This window comes from Streptosporangium sandarakinum (genome assembly GCF_050942225.1).
Lineage (GTDB): Bacteria > Actinomycetota > Actinomycetes > Streptosporangiales > Streptosporangiaceae > Streptosporangium > Streptosporangium nondiastaticum.
In genome coordinates, this window is sequence record NZ_CP192034.1 from 3705087 (window position 1) to 3725278 (window position 20192).

Annotated in this window: 17 protein-coding genes; 9 read left to right on the forward strand and 8 right to left on the reverse strand. The window is 73.4% G+C overall.

Annotated features, from left to right (window positions below; genetic code table 11):
• Positions 1-207: 207 nt before the first annotated feature.
• The 3 genes from ACQP10_RS17040 to ACQP10_RS17050 form a co-directional block, all read right to left on the reverse strand.
• The gene (locus ACQP10_RS17040; RefSeq protein ID WP_433541703.1) at positions 208-1386 is read right to left on the reverse strand and encodes a carboxylate-amine ligase; all 1179 of its coding nucleotides are present in this window, start codon (positions 1384-1386) and stop codon (positions 208-210) included.
• Positions 1387-1846: 460 nt separating this feature from the next.
• Positions 1847-2620 (reverse strand): SDR family NAD(P)-dependent oxidoreductase, encoded by a 774-nt coding sequence (locus ACQP10_RS17045; protein ID WP_346019768.1) that lies wholly within the window; start codon positions 2618-2620, stop codon positions 1847-1849.
• Positions 2621-2711: 91 nt separating this feature from the next.
• The gene (locus ACQP10_RS17050) at positions 2712-3170 is read right to left on the reverse strand and encodes a MarR family winged helix-turn-helix transcriptional regulator (protein ID WP_433541704.1); all 459 of its coding nucleotides are present in this window, start codon (positions 3168-3170) and stop codon (positions 2712-2714) included.
• Positions 3171-3284: 114 nt separating this feature from the next.
• On the opposite strand from ACQP10_RS17050, the gene ACQP10_RS17055 reads away from it, so the two are divergent.
• The 5 genes from ACQP10_RS17055 (at position 3285) to ACQP10_RS17075 (ending at position 10574) form a co-directional block, all read left to right on the forward strand.
• A complete protein-coding gene (locus tag ACQP10_RS17055) occupies positions 3285-6539 on the forward strand; it encodes an efflux RND transporter permease subunit (RefSeq protein ID WP_433541705.1) in 3255 nt (1084 codons plus the stop codon).
• A 179-nt stretch (positions 6540-6718) separates the two neighbouring features.
• Positions 6719-8149: an adenylosuccinate lyase gene (gene purB, locus ACQP10_RS17060; protein ID WP_433541706.1), complete on the forward strand. Its 1431-nt coding sequence runs from the start codon at positions 6719-6721 to the stop codon at positions 8147-8149.
• Positions 8150-8276: 127 nt separating this feature from the next.
• The gene (locus ACQP10_RS17065) at positions 8277-8930 is read left to right on the forward strand and encodes a GNAT family N-acetyltransferase (protein ID WP_433541707.1); all 654 of its coding nucleotides are present in this window, start codon (positions 8277-8279) and stop codon (positions 8928-8930) included.
• Positions 8931-8996: 66 nt separating this feature from the next.
• Positions 8997-10022 carry a DUF4037 domain-containing protein gene (locus ACQP10_RS17070; protein ID WP_433541708.1) on the forward strand — a complete coding sequence of 342 codons (1026 nt, stop codon included), beginning with the start codon at positions 8997-8999 and terminating at the stop codon, positions 10020-10022.
• Between the two features lie 201 nt (positions 10023-10223).
• Complete coding sequence (locus tag ACQP10_RS17075) at positions 10224-10574, forward strand: hypothetical protein (RefSeq protein WP_346019763.1); 351 nt, start codon at positions 10224-10226, stop codon at positions 10572-10574.
• Here the strand turns inward: ACQP10_RS17075 and ACQP10_RS17080 are convergent.
• Complete coding sequence (locus tag ACQP10_RS17080) at positions 10539-11669, reverse strand: tyrosine-type recombinase/integrase (protein WP_433541911.1); 1131 nt, start codon at positions 11667-11669, stop codon at positions 10539-10541. The genes ACQP10_RS17075 and ACQP10_RS17080 overlap by 36 nt on opposite strands.
• A 288-nt stretch (positions 11670-11957) precedes the next feature.
• On the opposite strand from ACQP10_RS17080, the gene ACQP10_RS17085 reads away from it, so the two are divergent.
• Positions 11958-12425: a hypothetical protein gene (locus tag ACQP10_RS17085; protein ID WP_433541709.1), complete on the forward strand. Its 468-nt coding sequence runs from the start codon at positions 11958-11960 to the stop codon at positions 12423-12425.
• A 72-nt stretch (positions 12426-12497) separates the two neighbouring features.
• On the opposite strand, the gene ACQP10_RS17090 is transcribed toward ACQP10_RS17085, so the two are convergent.
• Complete coding sequence (locus ACQP10_RS17090; RefSeq protein WP_433541710.1) at positions 12498-12986, reverse strand: hypothetical protein; 489 nt, start codon at positions 12984-12986, stop codon at positions 12498-12500.
• Positions 12987-13350: 364 nt separating this feature from the next.
• On the opposite strand from ACQP10_RS17090, the gene ACQP10_RS17095 reads away from it, so the two are divergent.
• The 3 genes from ACQP10_RS17095 (at position 13351) to ACQP10_RS17105 (ending at position 16508) form a co-directional block, all read left to right on the forward strand.
• On the forward strand, positions 13351-14307 hold the full coding sequence (locus ACQP10_RS17095; RefSeq protein ID WP_433541711.1) for a D-alanine--D-alanine ligase family protein: 957 nt from the start codon (positions 13351-13353) through the stop codon (positions 14305-14307).
• The gene (locus tag ACQP10_RS17100) at positions 14304-15683 is read left to right on the forward strand and encodes a UDP-N-acetylmuramoyl-tripeptide--D-alanyl-D-alanine ligase (protein ID WP_433541712.1); all 1380 of its coding nucleotides are present in this window, start codon (positions 14304-14306) and stop codon (positions 15681-15683) included. The genes ACQP10_RS17095 and ACQP10_RS17100 overlap by 4 nt, the downstream gene beginning before the upstream one ends.
• Positions 15684-15815: 132 nt before the next feature.
• The gene (locus tag ACQP10_RS17105; protein ID WP_399500647.1) at positions 15816-16508 is read left to right on the forward strand and encodes an aspartate/glutamate racemase family protein; all 693 of its coding nucleotides are present in this window, start codon (positions 15816-15818) and stop codon (positions 16506-16508) included.
• Between the two features lie 94 nt (positions 16509-16602).
• Here the strand turns inward: ACQP10_RS17105 and ACQP10_RS17110 are convergent, their stop codons facing one another.
• From ACQP10_RS17110 to ACQP10_RS17120, 3 genes are read right to left on the reverse strand one after another with little or no spacing between them, the layout of a single operon-like run.
• A complete protein-coding gene (locus tag ACQP10_RS17110) occupies positions 16603-17097 on the reverse strand; it encodes a hypothetical protein (RefSeq protein ID WP_346019756.1) in 495 nt (164 codons plus the stop codon).
• Complete coding sequence (locus ACQP10_RS17115; protein ID WP_433541713.1) at positions 17094-18578, reverse strand: ATP-binding protein; 1485 nt, start codon at positions 18576-18578, stop codon at positions 17094-17096. Before ACQP10_RS17115 ends, ACQP10_RS17110 begins: the two co-directional genes overlap by 4 nt.
• 7 nt (positions 18579-18585) lie before the next feature.
• The gene (locus ACQP10_RS17120) at positions 18586-19260 is read right to left on the reverse strand and encodes a response regulator transcription factor (RefSeq protein WP_179823676.1); all 675 of its coding nucleotides are present in this window, start codon (positions 19258-19260) and stop codon (positions 18586-18588) included.
• Between the last annotated feature and the right edge of the window lie 932 nt (positions 19261-20192).

Here is a 20192-nt window from a genome sequence, read left to right on the forward strand (position 1 = left end):
CGGGGTGCGGGGGTGGCGCCGTCCGGGTCGCGGGTCAAGGGTGTCACCGTTCGGGTTCTGTGCCCGTGTCGTCCTGGGTGGCCGGTCGGTCGTTCTGGTGGGCGGGCCGGGGCGTGGTGCCCGGCGGACGGCTGCCGGCCTCGCCGGCCGGCCCCGGGGCGGCCTGGCCCGGCCGCCCCGGTGAGAGCCGCCGCGCCGGCAGGCGGGTCAGCCGGCCAGCGGCGCGGTCTGCCGGCTCAGCGCCGTCACGACGTCGGCGAAGCTGCCGCGCTCGGCGAAGGCGGCCCGCTGCCGGGCGGCCCCCGAGCCCGTCTCGTGCAGCCGCGACAGGTAGTCCACGACCATGTCGGTGTCGCCCGCGGCCGACAGGGCGGGGCGGACGCGTTCCAGGAGCTGTTCGGTCAGCCGCCAGGCCGGCACCAGGGTGGCCGAGGTCAGCTCCAGGCCCTGGCCCTCCAGGCCGTCGCGGGCGGCCCGCCAGTAGGCGGCGTGCAGGACCGGCTCGTGCGGCCGGGGCGCGGGCACTCCGGCGCGGACGTCGTCCAGCACGGTCGTCACCAGGGCTCGCACGAGGGCGGCGAAGGCGACCGACTCCTCCACCGTGGGGCACACGTCGCCCACCCGGACCTCGACGGTGGGCAGGTGGTGGGAGGGGCGGGCCAGCCAGTACACCATGCCCTCGTCCAGGATGGCGCCCGAGCCGATGAGGGCCTGCAGGGTGGCGGCGTAGTCGGCGGCCGACTCGAAGTAGGGCGGCAGCTCGGCGCTGGGCCAGCGGGAGAAGGCCATCGCCCGCCAGCTGCCGTAGCGGCTGTCGGCGCCGCCGGTGAAGGGGGAGTTGACGGTCAGCGTCAGCAGGGTGGGCAGCCAGGGCCGCAGGTGGTTGCAGACCTGGACGGCCTCCTCCCGGTCGGGCACCTCGACGTGGACGTGGCAGCCGCAGCAGTTCTCGCCGCGGGCCATGGCGCCGTACTCGTGGGCCATCCACTTGTAGCGGGGGTTGTCGGTGAGGCGGGCGCCGCTGGCGGAGTGCTCCAGCGGCGCCGAGCCGGAGGCGATCAGGCGGCATCCGGCGTCGCGGGCCGCGCGGGCCAGTTCGGTGCGCAGGTCGGTCAGTTCGGCGCGCAGCAGGCCGAGGTCGGTGTGGGGGTTGGAGGCGATCTCGACCTGGCAGGTGGTGAACTCCCGCTGGGTGAGCTCGCGCTGGCGCGGCCGTACGGTCGCCAGGACGGCCGAGGCGCGAGGGGCGGTCTGCCCGGTGTCGGGATCCATGAGGAAGAACTCCTCCTCCACGCCGACGGGCAGGACGGCGGGGGAGGAGGGAGATTGCGTCCGGGGCGCCGTGTCCGGGCCGGTGGGTGAGTCGATGCTTCCTTGCTGGGCCACCGTGTCTCTTTTCTGGTATCGGTTCCCCGGGCGGCCGGGTCGGGGGTCCCGGCCGCCCGGGGGATGGTTCGGTCCGTGGGCGGGCGCGGCGCCGTACGGTCCCGCGGGGCCCGGGGCCGCGCGGGGCGGTGGGGGCGGGCGGGGGCCGTATGGCGCTGAGCTGCGCGGAGACCGCTGCCCGCCAGCGGGCGTCTCACACCTCGCGGCGGCCGGGCGGCGCGTCCGCCCGGCCCGGAACATTTATTGATCTACTTCGTAAAGCCGATCGGACCGATGAAAATCCCAAAAAACACCAAGAACAGACAGCGACGAGGTAGGGCGCCCCAGGCGGGCTCATGGCGGCGCTGGCGCGTCGCGGCTCGGGGACTCAAGCCCGGTCTCAAGCCCGGTGTCTTCCCTCGTCGTTCACTCGCTGCGCTCGCTCACTCCTCGGTCCAGACACCGGCGCCCCCTCGCGGGCTCAGTGCGCGGAGAAGCCGCCGTCGACGCAGATGGCCTGGCCGGTGATGTGGGCGCCGGCGGGGGAGGCGAGGAGGACGGCGATGCCGGCGTAGTCGGCCGGGACGGCGTTGCGGCGGTTCATGGTGCGGGCGGCGAGGGCTTCGACGCGGCCGGGGATCGCCTGGGCGGGGCGGGTGAGGGGGGTCAGGGTGAAGCCGGGGATGAGGGTGTTGACGCAGACGCCGTGCGGGGACCATGCCTCGGCCTGGGAGCGGGTGAGGCCGGTGACGGCGGTTTTGGCGATGCCGTAGGCGCCGCTGTCGCCGAAGGCTCTGAGGGACTGCTGGGAGCCGAGGTTGATGATGCGGCCCCAGCCGCGGGCGGCCATGCGGGGGCCGAAGAAGCGGCCCAGGAGGTAGGGGGCGGTGAGGTTGACGGCGAGGGTGTGGTCGTAGTCGTGGGCGGTGAGGTCGTCGAGGGGGCGGCGGATGTTGTTGGCGGCGTTGTTGACGAGGATGTCGATGTCGCCGAGGGAGGCGGTGGCCTGCCGGCACAGGTCGTCGATGGCGGAGGGGTCGGCGAGGTCGGCGGGGATCGCGGTGGTGGGGATGCCGAGGGTGGTGAGGCGTTCGGCGGCCTGGGTGAGGGGGCCGGGGCGGCGGGCGGTGATGACGAGGGAGGCGCCGGCGCGGCCGAGGGCTTCGGCGATGGCGTGGCCTATGCCGGAGGAGGCGCCGGTGACGAGGGCGGTGCGGCCGGTGAGGGAGAAGAGGGTGTCCAGGTAGGCGGGCATGGTCGTCTTTCGGGTGGCGGTCTGGACGGGGCGGTGGCGGTGCGGCGGGGGCCGGGGGTGAGGCGGCGGAAGGGCCGGGCCGGGGCGGGGGTCAGTGGCCGGTGGCCAGGGCGCCGGCGGCGGTGTGGAGTTTGGCCAGGACGGCGGCCAGGTCGTGGAGGGTGGGGGTGTCCAGGCGTTGCAGGAGGCGGCGGAAGTCGGCGAGGCCCGCGTCGGAGATCTGCTCGGTGAGGGCGCGGCCGCGGGGGGTGAGCTGGATGCGGCGCACGCGGCGGTCGTGGGGGTCTTCGCGGCGGGTGACCAGGCCGTGGGCGACGAGGCGGTCGACGATGCCGGTGACGGTGGCCAGGCCGACGCCGAGGTGGTGGGCGAGGTCCTGGCCGGAGGCGGAGTCCTGGCAGGACAGGAGCAGGACGACCTTCAGCTGGCGCATCGTGAGGTTGGAGTCGAACAGGGGGGAGTGGTGGTGCCGGGTGATCAGGCGGCCCAGGTCGCGCTGGGTGGTGCTGATGCGGTCGATCAGCTGGTCGCGTTCGTCGTTCACGTGCACCTCTCGCTTCCTGAGAAGGTTATCAGGAACATCGGATGTGACTGAATATTCGCCTGAGGCTAAGTGTTAGTGTGGGGCGGAATTCCCTGTGACGTCCCCTAGGAGTCGGCCCCCATGACCGCCCTGGCCAGGTTGAGCCTCGCCAACCGCAGCCTCGTGATCCTGATCGCGGTCGTGTTGAGCGCGTTCGGCGCTTTCGCGATCCCGTCGTTGAAGCAGCAGTTGCTGCCGTCGTTGTCGTTTCCCGGGGCGTTCGTGTTCGCCTCCTATCCGGGGGCGTCCCCGGAGATCGTGGAGGAGCAGGTCACCGCGCCCATCGAGGACGCCTTCCAGGGCCTGGCCGGGGTGGAGGAGGTGACGTCGACCTCGCGGGAGGGGTCGGCGCAGGTGCAGGTGGCGTTCGCCTACGGCACCGACATCGACGACTCGGTCGCCAAGATGCAGCAGGCGCTGTCGCGGATCTCGGCGCGGCTGCCGGAGGGCGTCGATCCGCAGGTCCTTTCCGGCGGCACCGACGACATCCCGGTGATGACGCTGGCGGTGGGCACCGGCGGGGACGAGCAGGTGATGGCCGAGAGGCTGGAGCGGCTGGTGGTGCCGCAGCTGCAGGGCATCGCCGGGGTGCGGCAGGCGACGGTGACCGGCACGCGCAAGGAGACGGTGGTCATCACCCCCGATCCGGTGAAGCTGGCGGTGCGGGGGATCGCGGTGACCGCGATCGCCGACGCGCTGCGGGCCAACGGCCAGCCGATCCCGGCGGGCAGCCTGGTGGCCGACGGCAGGTCGCTGACGGTGCAGGTGGGCCGGCGGATCTCCTCGATCGAGGATCTGCGGAACCTGTATCTGGCGCCGGCCGCGGCGGCCGCGCCGCAGCAGGCGCAGTCGCAGGGCCGTACGGCCGTCCCCCCGGGCGCCCAGGGTGCTCAGAGCGGCGCGCAGGGGGCGCGGGGTGCGGTGGCGGCGCCGCCCCGGCCCCAGCCGGTCCGGCTGGGGGATGTGGCGACGGTGGAGACGGCGCTCGCGTCGGCGACGTCGCTGACGCGCACCGGCGGCGAGCCGAGCCTGGGGGTGTCGGTCACGATGACGCCCGACGGCAACGCGGTGGCGATCTCGCACGCGGTGCGGGAGAAGATCCCGGAGCTGGTCCGCGCGGTCGGTGACGCCTCGGCGATCACGGTGGTGTTCGACCAGGCCCCCTACGTGGAGCGCTCGATCGAGGACCTGACGACCGAGGGCCTTTTGGGCCTGGCGTTCGCCGTCGTGGTGATCCTGGTGTTCCTGCTGTCGGTGCGCTCGACGCTGGTGACGGCGGTGTCGATCCCGCTGTCGGTGGTGATCGCGCTGATCGCGCTGTGGCTGGGGGACTACTCGCTGAACCTGCTGACGCTGGGCGCGTTGACGATCGCGGTCGGCCGGGTGGTGGACGACTCGATCGTGGTGCTGGAGAACATCAAGCGGCACCTGGAGTACGGCGAGCCCAAGGGTGAGGCGGTGCTGGCCGCGGTGCGGGAGGTCAGCGGCGCGGTGACGGCCTCGACGCTGACGACGGTCGCGGTGTTCGTGCCGATCGCGGTGGTCGGCGGCATGGTGGGGCAGCTGTTCGCGCCGTTCGCGGTGACGGTCACGGTGGCGCTGCTGGCGTCGCTGCTGGTGTCGCTGACGGCGGTGCCGGTGCTGGCCTACTGGTTCCTCAAGACGCCGAAGGCCGATCCGCAGCGGATGCGGCAGCTGCGGGAGGAGGCCGAGGCCAAGGAGCTGCGCAGCCCGTTGCAGCGGGCCTACCTGCCGGTGCTGCGGTTCGCCACCCGGCACCGCCTCATCACCCTGGCGGTGGGTGTGGTGGTGTTCGCCCTCACGATGGGCCTCGCGGGGCGGCTGGAGACGAACTTCCTGAGCGCCTCGGGCGGCGACGCGGTGTCGGTGAGCCAGAAGATGCCGGCCGGTACCGACCTGGCCACCACCGACGCGGCGGCCAAGAAGGTGGAGAAGGTCATCACCTCCCTGCCGCAGGTGGCGTCGTACCAGGTGACGGTCGGCGCCGGCGGTGGTTTCCTGGGCGGTTCCGGCGGCTCGGGCGACAGCGCCTCCTACTCGGTGACGCTGCGCGAGGACGCCGACGCCGAGGCGGTGCAGGAGACGCTGCGGCGGCGGCTGGCCGGGCTCGGCGGCGTCGGGGACGTCACGGTCGGCGCCTCGCAGGGCGGCATGGGCGGCTCGGCGGACCAGCTGAAGGTGATCGTGCAGGCGCCCGACACCGAGACGCTGCGGGCCGCGGCCGAGCAGGTCCGCAAGGCCATGGCGGACCTGCCGCAGCTGCGGGACGTCTCCTCCAACCTGCAGGCCGGCGGTGAGCGCGTCGAGGTGCGGGTGGACCGCAAGAAGGCCGCGGCGCGCGGGCTGAGTGAGACGCAGATCGGCCAGCTGGTGGCGCAGCGGTTCCGCGGCGCGCCGATGGGCCAGGTCACGGTGGAGGGCCGCAGCGAGGATGTGATCCTGCGCTCCGGGGACGCCCCGGAGGACCTCAAGGAGATCGGTGCGCTGAAGCTGCCGTCGGCCGCGGGCGTGGTGAAGCTGTCGGACGTGGCCGAGGTGGTGCGGGCCGCCGGGCCGACGCAGGTCACCCGGATCGACTCCAGGCGCAGCGCCACGGTGTCGGGCACGGCTACCGGCCAGGACGTCGGCGCGGTGACGGCGGCGCTGAACGAGCGGCTGGAGAAGCTGACGCTGCCGGCGGGCGCGCAGTGGAGCCTGGGCGGCGTCAGCGCCGACCAGGAGGAGGCGTTCGGGCAGCTGGGCCTGGCGATGCTCGCGGCGATCGCGATCGTCTTCATGATCATGGTGGCGACGTTCCGGAGTTTCGCCCAGCCGCTGATCCTGCTGGTGTCGGTGCCGTTCGCCGCGACCGGCGCGATCGGGCTGCTGGTGGCCACCGGCACGCCGATGGGGGTGCCGGCGTTGATCGGCATGCTGATGCTGATCGGCATCGTGGTGACCAACGCGATCGTGCTGATCGACCTGATCAACCAGTACCGCGCCCAGGGCATGGGCGTCACGGAGGCGGTCGTCGAGGGCGGCCGGCGCAGGTTGCGGCCGATCCTGATGACGGCGGTGGCGACGGTGTTCGCGCTGGTGCCGATGGCGCTGGGCCTGACCGGGTCGGGCGGGTTCATCTCCCAGCCGCTGGCGATCGTCGTGATCGGCGGGCTGGTGTCGTCGACGATCCTGACGCTGGTCCTGGTGCCGACGCTGTACGTGATGCTGGAAGGGGCCAAGGAGCGGCTGCGCCGCCGCCGCGGCGGCGGTGACGGCGGCCGTGAGCTGAAGGTCTACGACGCCGCGGATCTGCAGCCGGCCACCCGGGAGGGCTGAGCTTTCCCAGGGCCCCCTCTCTGAGGCTCTCCTCGCCGCGCGCCGCCGCACCCCCTGTGAAAGGGGGGTGCGGCGGCGCGCGGTGTTTCACGCGGTGAGCGGGCGGCGCGGCGGCGGGCGGGCGTGAAGGGTGGGGGAGCCGCCGGGCGGTGTGGCGGGGGCCAATACACTGAGGCATCGTGACTGCGAAGCCGCCCATTCCCGATGTCCTGGCCGCCCGTTACGCCTCGCCGCAGTTGGTGCGGCTGTGGTCTCCCGAGTACAAGGTGGTGGCCGAACGGCGCCTGTGGCTGGCGGTGCTGTCGGCGCAGGCCCGCCTCGGCGTCGCGGTGCCGCCCGGTGTCGTGGCCGACTACGAGAAGGTCGCCGAGCGGGTGGACCTGGACTCCATCGCCGCCCGTGAGCGGCTGACCCGCCACGACGTCAAGGCCCGTATCGAGGAGTTCAACGCCCTGGCCGGGCACGAGCACGTCCACAAGGGCATGACCTCCCGTGACCTGACCGAGAACGTCGAGCAGCTGCAGATCCGCGACAGCCTGCTCCTGGTGCGTGACCGCTGTGTGGCGCTGCTGGCGGCGCTGGCGGCGCGGGCCGCCGAGCACGCGGAGACGGTGATGGCGGGCCGCTCCCACAACGTCGCCGCGCAGGCCACCACGCTGGGCAAGCGGTTCGCCTCGGCGGCCGAGGAGCTGCTGGTGGCGTTCGACCGGCTGGAGGAGCTGATCGGCCGCTACCCGCTGCGGGGCGTCAAGGGCCCGGTCGGCACCGCCCAGGACATGCTGGACCTTCTGGGCGGCGACCGGGAGAAGCTGGCGCTGCTGGAGGAGGCCGTCGCCTCCCATCTGGGGTTCTCGCGCCGCTTCGCGAGCGTGGGGCAGGTGTATCCGCGTTCCCTGGACTACGAGGTGCTCACCGCGCTGGTGCAGCTGGCCGCCGCGCCGTCCTCACTGGCCAGGACGATCCGGCTGATGGCCGGGCACGAGCTGGTCACCGAGGGTTTCGTGCCGGGGCAGGTGGGCTCCTCGGCGATGCCGCACAAGATGAACACCCGTTCCTGCGAACGCGTCAACGGCCTGACCGTCGTTCTGCGGGGATACGCCTCCATGGCCGCCGAGCTGGCCGGCGACCAGTGGAACGAGGGGGACGTGTCCTGCTCGGTGGTGCGGCGGGTGGCGCTGCCGGACGCGTTCTTCGCGTTCGACGGCCTGGCCGAGACGATGCTGACGGTGCTGGGGGAGTTCGGCGCGTTCGAGGCGGTCATCGCCGCCGAGCTCGACCGCTACCTGCCGTTCCTGGCGACGACCAGGATGCTGATGGCGGCGGTGCGGGCCGGGATGGGCCGTGAGAGCGCCCATGAGGTGATCAAGGAGCACGCGGTGGCGTCGGCGCTGGCCATGCGTGAGCAGGGCGGCGCCAACGAGCTGCTGGAGCGCCTGGGCGCCGATGAGCGTTTCCCGCTGGACGCGCCGCGGCTGCGGGAGCTGCTGGCCGAGCGGATCGCGTTCACCGGCGCCGCCGCCGAGCAGGTCGGCTCGGTCGTCGGCCGGATCGAGGAGATCGTCGCGCGTCACCCGCAGGCCGCCGCCTACCGGCCCGGCGCGATCCTGTGACCGCGGCCGGTGAGGCGACCGGTGAGACGATCGGCGCCGTCACCGAGCTGACCCGCGCCGCCGACGTCGTCGGCGCCTGCGGTTCCGACGCGCTGCTGCTGTGGGCGGCCCAGGGTGCGCGGCCGGGGTGCGGGCCTGGACGTGCGGCCAGGCGCTGGCGGTGGCCTGCCCGGACCTCAACCGGCGCGACCGGATGGCGGTGCGGGGCCCCGCGCCGCAGGTCGCTGCCCTGGTGCGGTCGCTGGCCCCGTGGCTGGGGCCGCAGTGGCGGCTGCTGGGCGAGTGGCCGCTGATGGAGGAGCTGGCGCGCCTTCTGGGGGTGGAGCCGGTGGGTTTCGAGTGGATGGACACCGACCGGCCGCCCCCGCCCGCCACCGGCGACGGTGACGGTGACGGTGGGGTGCGGTGGCTGGACGACGCCGACGCCGAGGTCGCCGCGCTGCTTCAGGAGGCCTCACCGTCGGCGTGGGCCAGGCCCGGCGTCGCCGGGGTCCGCCGCTGGGCGGGCCTGCGGGACGGCTCGGGCCGCCTGATCGCCACCGCCGCCGACGCCTGGTCCTGCCCGCAGGTGGGATTCGTCGCCGGTGTGGCCACCGCCCCGGCGCACCGCGGCCGCGGCCACGCCGAACGGGTGTGCCGGTTCGTCCTGGCGGAACTGGTCGCCGCCTGCGGCCGAGGCGCGCTGATGGTCGACAGCGACAACCCGACCGCCATCGGCGTCTACGAGCGGCTCGGCCTGCGACGCCGTACGGTGGCCGCCTCGCCCCTGACCGGCGGCTGACCCGGCCGCGGAGCCGCGGGGGAAAACCCGGTGCGGACGGCACCGCGAAACGGCAGAGTAGACGAAATGATGTTCGATTTCGTTCCCGGGTTACCGCTTTCCCGTGGCTTCTACGAGCAGGTCGCCGGCCCCGCGCTGGCGGGCGTGCCGCACGCCGCGGCCCTGCTGGGGGAGGGTTCGGAGGTCCTGTCCTTCGACACCCCCGCCTCGGCCGGCCCGCGGCACGGAGTCCGGCTGGTGGTGCTCACCGGCCCCGGCCGGAGCGAAGCGGTGCGCGCCACGCTGCGCCGCGCCCTGCCGCCCTCCTACGGCGGCCGCCCCGTCATCCTCGGCGCCGGCGGTGTGGAGGTCGCCGAGACGGGGGCCTGGCTCGTGGCGCGGCTCGGCTTCGATCCGCTGCGGCCGATCGGGCTGCTGGACTGGCTGGCCGTTCCCTGGCAGCGGCTGGCCGGCACCTGCGGCGGGGAGGTCTTCCACGACGACGCCGGCCTGCTGGGCCGCGCCCGCCAGGCGCTGCGCCGGTACCCGCCCGACGTGGAGCGTTACGTGCTGGCCGCCCAGTGGCGGCGCCTGGCCGCGGGGTACGGCCACGCCGCCCGCTGCTCGGAGGTCGGCGACGAGCTGGGAGCGGCGGCGCTCACCGCGGGCCTGGCCCGCGACCTGATGCGCCTGGCACTGCTGACGCGGCGGCGCTGGCCCCCGTACGACAGGTGGCTGGGCAGCGCGTTCGCCCGGCTGCCGGGCGCGGCCGAGACCGCCGACGCGCTGGCGGCGGCACTGGCCGCCGGAGACCGGTCCCTGCGCCAGGACCACCTGCGGCGGGCCTGGCGTCAGGTGGCGGCCCTGCGCGAACGCTCACCAGCCGCGCCGCCCGGCACCGCGACGACCACCGGCACCGCGACGACGGCCGGGCGGCGCTCACCGGCGGAGGAGGCCGAAGGGCTCGCTGAGACGTTCACCGCAGCGATCACCGACCCGCGGGTACGGGCACTGCCGCCCGGCGGGTCGATCGACCAGCTCACCGCCTCGGCCGAGGTGCTCACCGACCCGGCCCGGTGCCGGGCGCTGACCCGGGCCGCCCTGGGACTGTGACCCGGCGAACCCCCCTTGCGGCTTTTCGCCCCGGCACCCGCGGCGGCCTCCCCCGCGAGGCACGGCCGCACCGGACCGCCCCCGGGTGACGCCCGGTGACATCGGCGGGCTCGTCACACGGCCGCCCCCGGCGACGAAAACGGGGGAGAACAGTAAAATCATGGGCCTATACCGCTGGGCACGCCCCAGAGGGGAGAAGCGATGAACGACCACACCGCCACATCCCTTCCACCACCCGGCCCCGGCCGCCCTGGCCCCGGGCCCGCCGCCCCGGCCGCCGGACCCGCCGAACGCATCGCCGCCCTGCTGCTGGACCGCGCCCACCCGCGCCCCCACCACCCCGGACCACCCGGGAATCCGCGCCGCCCCGCCGGGCTCACCCACCAGACGCTGCACCACCTCACCGGCCTCGTCGCCCAGGCCCGCCCCGGAACCGACGCCGCCTTCATCGTCCACACCCTCATCGCCCTGCTGGAAAGCGACGCCGCCGGCGCCCTGACCGGCGCCCGCGACCGCTCACTGCGCGACCTCGTCGGGGAACTGCTGGCCTGACCCACCTACCTCCGGGGGGAGCGGAACAGCGGACGGCGGGACTTCCGGCGCGCCGCGGCGCGCCGGGCGCAGCAGTGGATGGGACCGCATCGCCACCTCCAGCTCCCCGGGCAGCTCATCGCGGTAGCGGCCCAGCGTCGCCAGGTCACTGTGCCCCAGCACCCGCCGCACCGCGTCCATGTCCACCGCGTCGGCCAGAAGATGCGTGGCGGTGGTGTGGCGCAGCCCGTGCGGCGTCACCGACCGGCGCCGGTCGGCCTCCACCCACCGCTGCACCCGGTCGATCACCGCCTGCACGTCCCCCCGCGCCAGCCGCCGCCCCCGCCACGACAGCAGCAGCGCCTTCTCCGGCGTCGCGGGACGACCCCGCGTCAGATACCCGTCCAGCACCTCCGCCACATCGGCCGGCAGCGGCACATCCCGCGTCCTGCCGCCCTTGCCGAAGATCCGCCAGTACCGCACGCCGTCGTTGGTGTAGAAGTCCTCCACGTTGGCGCGCACCAGCTCCGACACCCGCGGCCCCACCGCGGTCAGAAGCAGCACGATCAGCGCGTCACGCATCTCGGTGCGCTGGTCGCGCCGCACCCGCCGCACTCCCTGGCCGGTGGCCGGCTCGGCCGTCTCCTGTCCGGGCGTCCCCAGCCGGCGGGCCGCGCCGACCAGCCCCTGGGCCTGCTCACGCGTCAGGGCCCGCCGCTGCGCCGAAAGCCCCCCGCGTTCCCTGGCCGTCACCGTCGACGACGTCATCGGGTCGACCTGCACCCAGCCCGCCAGCGCCGCGTGCTTGAAGAACGCCGACACCGACCGGCGGAAACGCGCCTGGGAGGAGGCCGACTGCAGGCGGCCGTCCGGCTCGGCGCGCCGCCCGTCGGGTTTGCGGGCGAAGGCCAGAAGCACCGCGTCGACGTCCTCACCCGTCAGGTCGTCCAGCACCGCCTCCTCACCGGCCAGGCGCACGAACGTGACGACGTCGCGCGCGTACACCTCCGCCGTCGACGGTGACAGCGCACCCGTCGACGTCTTGGCCCGGATCAGCTCCACATACCGATCGGCCGACTCTTGCACGGTGAGACGATTCAGCTCCGCTGGCCGCATGGTCTTCGCAGGCACCCTTCCTCGATCACCACTGACCGTACCGGCCGGCGCCGACAACCGCCTCCGCCTTCGCCCACCGGCGGCCGCACCCCGGCAAAGGCCCGCCGGAGAAGGCCCCGGCGGGCAGGAGAACCCGCCTTCCCCTGCGGCCCCCGGCCACAGTCTCTTCCTCGCCCCCGCCGGGAGGAAGCGGGGGAGGGGGACCGCGGGCCGGGGGGATCGGAGCGGCGCACCCCGGTGTCCGCGGTGTCCGCCGCGCCGTCCCGGCGCCGGGCGTACGATCACGCCATGGCGAACCTCGGGCCCACCGAACTGATCATCTTGGTCGCGCTGCTCGCGATACCGGCCGCGCTCCTCATCGGGGTGATCCGCCGGGCCAACCGCGGCTCCGTCACATCGGCCCCCCGGCCGCGGCTCGACCCCGCCGAACTGCACCGCCAGGCCACCAGCCTGATCACCGCGGGCAAGACCATCCAGGCCGTCAAACTCGTCCGCGAGCAGACCGGTCTCGGCCTGGCCGACGCCAAACGCTACACCGACGACCTCGCCGCGGGGCGCCCGCCGTACCGCGCCCCCCTCCACCCCGGCCCCGCCGCGCCCGGCCCGATCGCCGCTCCGCAGCCCGCGGCCGACCTGGCCACCCGCGTCCGCCACCTCAAGGCCGCCGGCCGCGCCGAGCAGGCGGTGTTCCTCGTCAGGGGAGAGACCGGCATGGACGAGGCCGACGCCGAGCGCTTCGTCGACTCCCTCGACTGACTCGGCCCCGCACCGTCCTGACCGCCTCGGGTGCTTTCCCGCACGGCCCGGCCACCCGGACTCCGGGAGGCGTCAGGCGTAGGCCCGAACGGCCACGGCCGGTTCGGTCACGGCCGGTTCGGCCGCCGCGCCGCCCGTGGCGACCACGACCGCCGACGGGGGAGTGCGCTCACCCACATCCTCGGCGCGGATCGCCAGCACCGCCGCCGGACTGCCCAGGTCACCGTAACGCGCCGCCACCGCCCGCGTGATCACCTTCCGGGCGCGGGCGGCCACCTCCCGCGCCGTCGCCCGCATCCCCGGCACCGACAGATGACCGATCAGCGCCGCGAACCGCAGCTCACCGGCCGCGACCGGCGCCGCACCCGGGCCGCCAGGACGCGGCGGATCCAGCCAGAACACCCCACCCCGCAGGAACCCCTCATGTGAGACCCCCTCCTCGCAGGTGAGGGTGCGCACCGCGTCGGCCACGACGCGGCCGAACTCCGCCAGGTCGGTATCCGGCGGCAGATCGGTGGTGACCAGCAACGGCACTGTCGGCGAATTCAGCGGCTCCGGCATCGATGCAGCGTCCCTTCCCGTGAGACGGCTCATGGTAGGACGCGGCACCGACAATCTCGCCGAGCCACGCCCGCCCCGCCACCGGAGAACCCGGAGAACCCGGGGCCGGGGGAGCCGGCACCCCGGCCCCGGGAGCGGACGCGCTTGCCCGCCGAGGACCTCACCGGGCTCACCGACCGCACCCTGAAGATCACCAGGCTCATCGAGTCGAGATGACGACGGCCGCCGCGACCGTGACACGACCATGACACGGCGCGGACGAGGCGGGGACACGGTCGGCCGACAGTGAATGGGGTCGACCGGCGCCTGTTCCCCAGCGGCGGGTCCGGCCGTCTCCGTACCACCGAAGAAAGGCTGATCGACCGTGACCGAACGCATCCGCGTGGCAGTGCTGGCGGGTGGACCGTCCGCCGAGCATGAGGTGTCGCTGCAGTCGGCGCGGGCCGTGCTCGATGCTCTGCCGAGGGATCTGTACGAGCCCTTCGCCGTCATCATCGACCGGCAGGGCAGGTGGCCGATGCAGCTGCGACGCGACCTGGCGGACGTGGTCTTCCCCGTGCTGCACGGGCCGTTCGGCGAGGACGGCGTCCTCCAGGGGCACCTGGAGACGCTGGGCATCCCGTACGTGGGCTGCGGCGTCCTGGCATCGGCCGTGGCCATGAACAAGGTCGCGATGCGGCGCGCATTCATGGCAGAGGACATTCCGATCACCCCACATGTGTGGTTCACCGGCCACGAATGGCGCACCACCACCGACCACCGGGGACTGGTGAAGCCGCTCGACTGGCCGATGTACGTCAAACCAGCCAGTATGGGCTCCTCCATCGGCATCTCACGTGTCACCTCCATGGATGAGCTGCGCGCGGGCGTGGAACTGGCCCTGGCCTACGACCGGGTGGTCATCGTCGAGCAGGGCGTGACCGCGCGCGAGCTCATCTGCGGCGTGCTCGGCGGCCATGACACGCCCGATGCCTCGGTGCCCGGCGAGCTCACCGCGCCCGGTGACTGGCTCGACTACGAGGCCAAGTACCTCAGCCCGGCCGAGATCGCCGTCATCCCCGCCGCGCTGCCCGAACGGGTGACCGGAAACGTGCGGGAGCTGGCCCTGCGCGCCTTCCGGACGATCGGCGGCTACGGCCTGGCCCGCGTCGACTTCCTCTACGAGGAGGACACGGGACGCCTGTACGTGCTGGAGATCAACACCATGCCCGGCTTCACCTCCCGTTCCGTCTACGCCAAGGCCTGGGCCGCCAGCGGTGTCCCGTACCCGGACCTGCTGCGCCGCCTCATCGACCTCGCGTTCGCCAGGAGCGACTCATGATCCCCATGACGCTGAACAAGATCGCGCAGGTCGTCGGCGCGAACATGTACGACGTGCGCGACCAGCGGGCGCTGGTGACGGCGCCCGCAGCGGTCGACTCCCGCGAGGTGGTGCCCGGCGGCCTGTTCGCCGCGACGGTCGGCGCCCGCGTTGACGGCCACGACCACGCGGCCGGCGCCATCGCAGCCGGCGCCGTCGCCGCGCTGACCCTGAGGCCCGCCGGTGCGCCCGCCCTCGTGGTCCAGGACGTCCAGCTCGCGCTCGGCCTGCTGGCCAGGCACCTGCTCGAACACATCAGCCCGACCGTGATCGGCCTGACCGGCTCCGTGGGCAAGACAACGACCAAGGACCTGCTGGCCCAGATACTCGAAAGACACGCCGCGACGGTCGCCACCGACAGATCGTTCAACAACGAGCTCGGCCTGCCACTCACCGTGCTGCGCGCCGATGCCGCCACCCGATACCTGGTGCTGGAAATGGGCGCAGGCCGAAAGGGCGACCTGACATATCTGACCGGGATCGCACCGCCCCAGGTCGGGCTGGTGCTCAACGTCGGCACCGCACACCTGGAGCGCATGGGAACCGGGCCGGCCGACGTGGCCGAGGCCAAGGGCGAGCTGGTCGAGGCACTTCCGGCGGACGGGCTCGCCCTGCTCAACGCCGACGACCCGTACGTCCTGGGCATGGCCGGTCGCACCAGAGCCCAGATCCTGTTGTACGGCAGGTCACCGCAGGCGCGGGTGCGAGCCGAAGACGTGCGGATGGGCGACCGGGCGCGAACGGCATTCGACCTGGTGACGCCCTCCGGCCGCGCCCCGGTCGAACTCGACCTCATAGGCGAGCACCAGGTGAGCAACGCCCTGGCCGCCGCCGCCGTCGCCACCGCACTCGGCCTGGACGCCACCGAGATCGCCGACGGGCTGAACGCCGCACGGCGGCGCTCCGCGGGCCGGCTGGAGATCGCCGAACGCCCTGACGGCATCACCATCGTCAACGACGCCTACAACGCCAGCCCCGAATCCATGCGGGCCGGACTACGGGCGGCGAAGGCCCTGGCCGGCACCCGCCGTACCATCGCCGTACTCGGCGCGATGGGGCAGCAGGCGGACACCTCCCGCGCCCGGCACGCCGAGATCGGCTGGCTCGTCGCCGACCTTCGCTTCGACGTGCTGATCACGGTCGGAACAGGAGACCCGCTCGCGATGGCGGAAGCCGCGAAGTTCCCGAACCTGGGTGTGGCCGTCCACACCGCCGAAGACGCGGCCCAGGCCCTCAAACTGGCCACCGCGCTTCTCGAACCGGGAGACGTGGTGTTCGTCAAAGCCTCCAGCGAGATCGGGCTCGGTGCCTGCGCCCGCGCGCTGGCCGGCGCCTGACCGCCGGCGCGCCGCCCAAGGACCGAGCGGGTCGGGAAAGTCCCTGCCGACGCACCGCCGGGCCGGTGGCGGCACCGTCATCACGGCCGGCACCGATCGGTGTGCCGGCGCAGACCACAGAAACGGAGTTCCATGCGCGCCATCGGTCTCATCGGCGGACTGAGCTGGGAATCAACGGTGATCTACTACCAGGTCATCAACCGGCGGGTACGCGAACGACTCGGCGGCAGCCATTCCGCCAACAGCCTCATCTGGTCGGTCGACTACACGACCGTCGAGGACCTCGTCTTCGCCGGCCGCTGGGACGAGGTGAGCACCCTGCTGACCGACGCCGGCCGGAAACTGGAGGATCTCGGCGCCGAGGTCCTGCTCGTCTGCAGCAACACCTTCAGCCGGGTGAGCGACGACGTGGCGCGGGCCGCGAGCGTGCCCGTGCTGCATATCGCCGACGCCGTGGGCACGGAGGTCCGCGCCAGGGGGATGCGCAAGGTCGGTCTGCTGGGCACCCGCTTCACCATGGAGCAGCCCTTCTACCGGGACCGGCTGGCCGCCCACGGCTTCGACGTGGTCGTCCCGCGGCGTGAGCAGCGGGAACTGGTCCATCGCGTGATCTTCGACGAGCTGGTGCGCGGGGTGCTCCGGGAACCGTCCAGGGACGCGTACGCCCAGGTCGTCGCCGATCTCGCAGCCGACGGGGCCGAAGGCGTCATCCTCGGCTGCACGGAGATCGAGCTCCTGATCACCGAGAAGGACGCCGCCGTCCCGCTGCTGCCGAGCGCCCGGCTGCACGCGGAGGCGGCGGCCGGTTTCGCGCTGGCCGACTGACGCGCCCTCGTCGCGGTCGCCGCCGGCCGCACGTTCCGCTCGATCTTTCCGGCACCACGGCGATCCACCCGGAGCGGAGGCCGGGTCGCCGCCGTCACCCCGGGCAGCCGCGGGGGTCGGCGCCCCGCCCGGCGCCGACGACGGTGACCCGGCCGGGGCCTTCCGGCATCGTGGCGGCGGCCGTGCACACGATCTGCGCGATGGCCAGTGCGGACAGCTCACGGGCCGGGATGGACGGGTTCACCGCCACGACGCCGGAAGGCCCGACGGTCACCGAGAAGGGGACGGCTCCGGGCGGGACGTCGGTGGTGAACCCGCGCGTCTGTTCCGTCGGGGTGGGTCCGGCGGCCAGCAACGCGAGCGTGTCCGCCTGGGGCAGCCGGAGACCGGTCCGCGTCACCGCGCGGAGCCGGCCGTTCTTCACCAGGTAGATGGTGAACTTCATGGCCTGTGCGATGGTCGGTGCGACGGGCCCGCTCGGCGGGTCACCGGCGGGGATGGCGTCGCTGGGCTGCACGCCGCAGCCGGTCACGGCGACCAGCGACACGAGGCCCGCGGCGAGCACGCGGCGGGCGGGTCCGGTCCTCACTCGGAGCCTCCGTCCGGTTCGTGTGCCCGGCGCGGCAGATACAGCGTGAAGACGGCGCCGCCGTCCGGGGCGTTGGCGACGGTGAGGTCGCCTCGGTGCAGGCGCGCGTTCTCCCGCGCTATGGCCAGGCCCAGGCCGCTGCCCTCGGACCTGGCCCTTGCCGCGCTGGCCTTGTAGAACCGGTCGAACACATGCGGCAGCACCGCCTCGTCCAGCCCCGGCCCGTGGTCACGGACCTCCAGGGAGATCCGGTGCGGGTCGGCGCGCAGCCGTATCGACACCGGTGGCTCGCCGTGCCGCAGAGCGTTGCCGACGAGGTTGGCGAGGACGACGTCCACCCGGCGCGGGTCCAGCCGCGCCGTCACCGCGGCGGGAAGGTCGGCGCTCACCTGCTGCGACCAGCCCCGGACGCGCAGGGTCGCGCGTACCAGCTCGGCCACGTCGACCTCGTTCAGCGCGAGGGCCGCGACACCGGAGTCGAACCTGCTGATCTCGATGAGGTCGTTCACCAGAACGGTGAGGTTGAGCGTCTCCTGGCTGACCAGCCTGGCTGCCCGGCCGGCGGGCTCGGGCAGCCGGGCCGCCTCCTCGTCCAGGACGTCGGCGACCGCGGTGAGCGCGGCCAGCGGGGTGCGCAGCTCGTGGGACACGTCGGCCACGAACCGGCGGGCCTCGGCCTCCATCTCGCGCAGCTGCCTGACGTGCCGTTCCAGCTCCGCGGCGGTGTCGTTGAACGTGCGCGCCACCTCCGCCAGCTCATCGGAGCCGCGGACCGCGACCCTGGCCCGCAGCTCGCCCTCGCCCAGCAGACGCGCCGCCCGGCCGAGCTCACGCACCGGACGCAGCACGCCACGGGCGGCCAGCGACGCCAGGATGACCGCGAACGCCAGAGCCGCCCCGCCGATGAGCCAGGCACGTGTGGCGAGCTCGTCGATGCTCTGCTGCTCGGGAAGCAGATTGCGCGCGACGTAGACCTCGATGCCGGACATCCGCGTCGTCCGGCCCCTCTCGGTGATCAGCAGCGGCATGCCGATGAGCAGGAAGGGGGTGTCCTGCCACACCACGCGTTGCCACGCGGTGTCGCCGCCGGCCACCACCCGCCGCAACTGCTCGGGAATCACCTCAAGGTTCAGGACCGCCGTGTTCAGGCCCGGACCCTCCCGTCTCGGAGGCGGGGGAGGGCCCGGCGGGAACGGCGAGTGCGTCCCGCGGTAGACGGCGACCGCGAGCATGCCCTGGTCGGCCGCGGCCGCGGCGATCCCACCGAGCTCCTCCGGTCCCGGCGTCGCGCTCCGCAGCGGGTAGAGCGCCTGCAGGCGGCTGGTCGTCGCCTTCACCGCGGCGTCCTGGGTCCGCTGCAGGATGGCGCTGCGGGCCTGGACGTAGATGCCGCCGGCCACCGCCGCCGCGGTGACCACACACAGCAGCGCGAAGGCGGACAGCAGCCGGGCACGCAGCCCCAGGCTCGGCTGAGGCGTCACCGGCGGTTCACACCGGCCCGAACCGGTACCCGAACCCACGCACCGTCTGCACGTAGACGGGCGCCGCCGAGTCGTCCTCGATCTTCGCGCGCAACCGTTGCACGCACGCGTCCACCAGACGCGAGTCGCCGAAGTAGTCGTGCTCCCACACCGACTCCAGCAGCTGCTGGCGGCTGTGCACCCGGCCCGGCGTGCCGGACAGCTCGAGCAGCAGGCGCAGCTCGGTCGGGGCGAGGCCCACCGGCACGCCGCGGCGGGAGACCGTCAGCGCGGCCCGGTCGATGGTCAGGTCCCCGTGCCGCTCCAGCTCGGCCTGGTCCCGGCCGATCCGCCGGAGCACCGCGCGGATGCGCGCCTCGAGCACCCTGGGCTGCACCGGCTTGACCACGTAGTCGTCGGCGCCCGCTTCCAACCCGGCCACCACGTCCATGTCGTCGCCGCGCGCGGTCAGCATGATGATCGGTACCTCACCGGCGGCCCGGATACGGCGGCAGACCTCGAACCCGTCCATGCCAGGCAACATCAGATCGAGCACGACGACATCGGGGAGGTCCGCACGCAGCCGCTCCAGCCCCTGCTCACCGGACTCCACCGCGCGCACCCGGTGCCCATGCCGACTCAGGGCCAGCTCAAGGCCCTCACGCACGGCCGGGTCATCCTCGATCAACAACACTCGCGACACGCCGCCGAGTTTCACAGCACGCCCCCCGTAACTCGCTCGCCGGTCGAACCCATCCACTGTCGGCCGGCCGTGTCCCCGCCTCGTCCGCGCCGTGTCATGGTCGTGTCACGGTCGCGCTGACGGTGGCCGCCGTCGATAAACCGTGACATACGGCCGACAAGGCGCGCACATCCGGCACCGTCCGACAGGATGCCTCATGATCGATGAGGCTGCCTCGGATTCAGCGGGACGGGACATCACGCAAAGATCGGCAGGGGAGAACCACCGGTCTTGTGTCAGGCCTGCTGGGAAAACCGCAGGTCTGGCGCCAGGTCTGCTGGGACCGTGTCGGCGCGATGGGGACGGGGGGCCAATGGCAGTGATCACGGACATGGGCAGAACGGTGGATCTTATACCAGACAGAATTCAGCTTCTGTCCGGTATAAGATCTTATGTCCGTTTTAATGGTGTGTCGGGCGCCGGAAGGCCGGCCGCGGTGGCGAGGGGACCGGAGGGTGCGGCCCGGCGGCGGCCGGCGGGGCGGGAACGGGCTCGTGACGGGAGGCGCTCGCCCCGCGTCCGATGATCGTTTCGCGCCTGACGGTCAGGCCGGGCGCCTGAGGCCGGGCGCCTGAGGTCGGGCGCACCCGATCCCGACACCGGTGGGATCAGCGGCTGGGCGAATGGCGACGCGGGGTCGGCGGCGGGTGCGGTCCGCGCGGTGGCCGGTACGGGGCCCGTCCGGGGCCGGGTGCCGGCGCGCCCGGCCGTTCCCGGCGCCCGGCGGCGTTCGGTCCCGCCCGGTGCGGCGGTGCGGGAGGCGCGGGACGGGTCTTCCGTGCGATGCGTCTTTTGTACGGTCGCCGCTCCGGTCGTCGTGCCTCGGCCTCGCGTGTTGTGTTCTTCTCGGTCTCGGTCTCGGTCTCGGTCTCGGTCTCGACGTCGGCGTGGAT

What these genes read in the sequence shown, in the direction of transcription:
- ACQP10_RS17045 (WP_346019768.1), bottom strand. Translation starts at nt 2,620, where the DNA reads ATGCCCGCCTACCTGGACACCCTCTTCTCCCTCACCGGCCGCACCGCC.
- ACQP10_RS17055 (WP_433541705.1), top strand. Translation starts at nt 3,285, where the DNA reads ATGACCGCCCTGGCCAGGTTGAGCCTCGCCAACCGCAGCCTCGTGATC.
- ACQP10_RS17070 (WP_433541708.1), top strand. Translation starts at nt 8,997, where the DNA reads ATGATGTTCGATTTCGTTCCCGGGTTACCGCTTTCCCGTGGCTTCTAC.
- ACQP10_RS17075 (WP_346019763.1), top strand. Translation starts at nt 10,224, where the DNA reads ATGAACGACCACACCGCCACATCCCTTCCACCACCCGGCCCCGGCCGC.
- ACQP10_RS17080 (WP_433541911.1), bottom strand. Translation starts at nt 11,669, where the DNA reads ATGCGGCCAGCGGAGCTGAATCGTCTCACCGTGCAAGAGTCGGCCGAT.
- ACQP10_RS17085 (WP_433541709.1), top strand. Translation starts at nt 11,958, where the DNA reads ATGGCGAACCTCGGGCCCACCGAACTGATCATCTTGGTCGCGCTGCTC.
- ACQP10_RS17090 (WP_433541710.1), bottom strand. Translation starts at nt 12,986, where the DNA reads ATGCCGGAGCCGCTGAATTCGCCGACAGTGCCGTTGCTGGTCACCACC.
- ACQP10_RS17100 (WP_433541712.1), top strand. Translation starts at nt 14,304, where the DNA reads ATGATCCCCATGACGCTGAACAAGATCGCGCAGGTCGTCGGCGCGAAC.
- ACQP10_RS17105 (WP_399500647.1), top strand. Translation starts at nt 15,816, where the DNA reads ATGCGCGCCATCGGTCTCATCGGCGGACTGAGCTGGGAATCAACGGTG.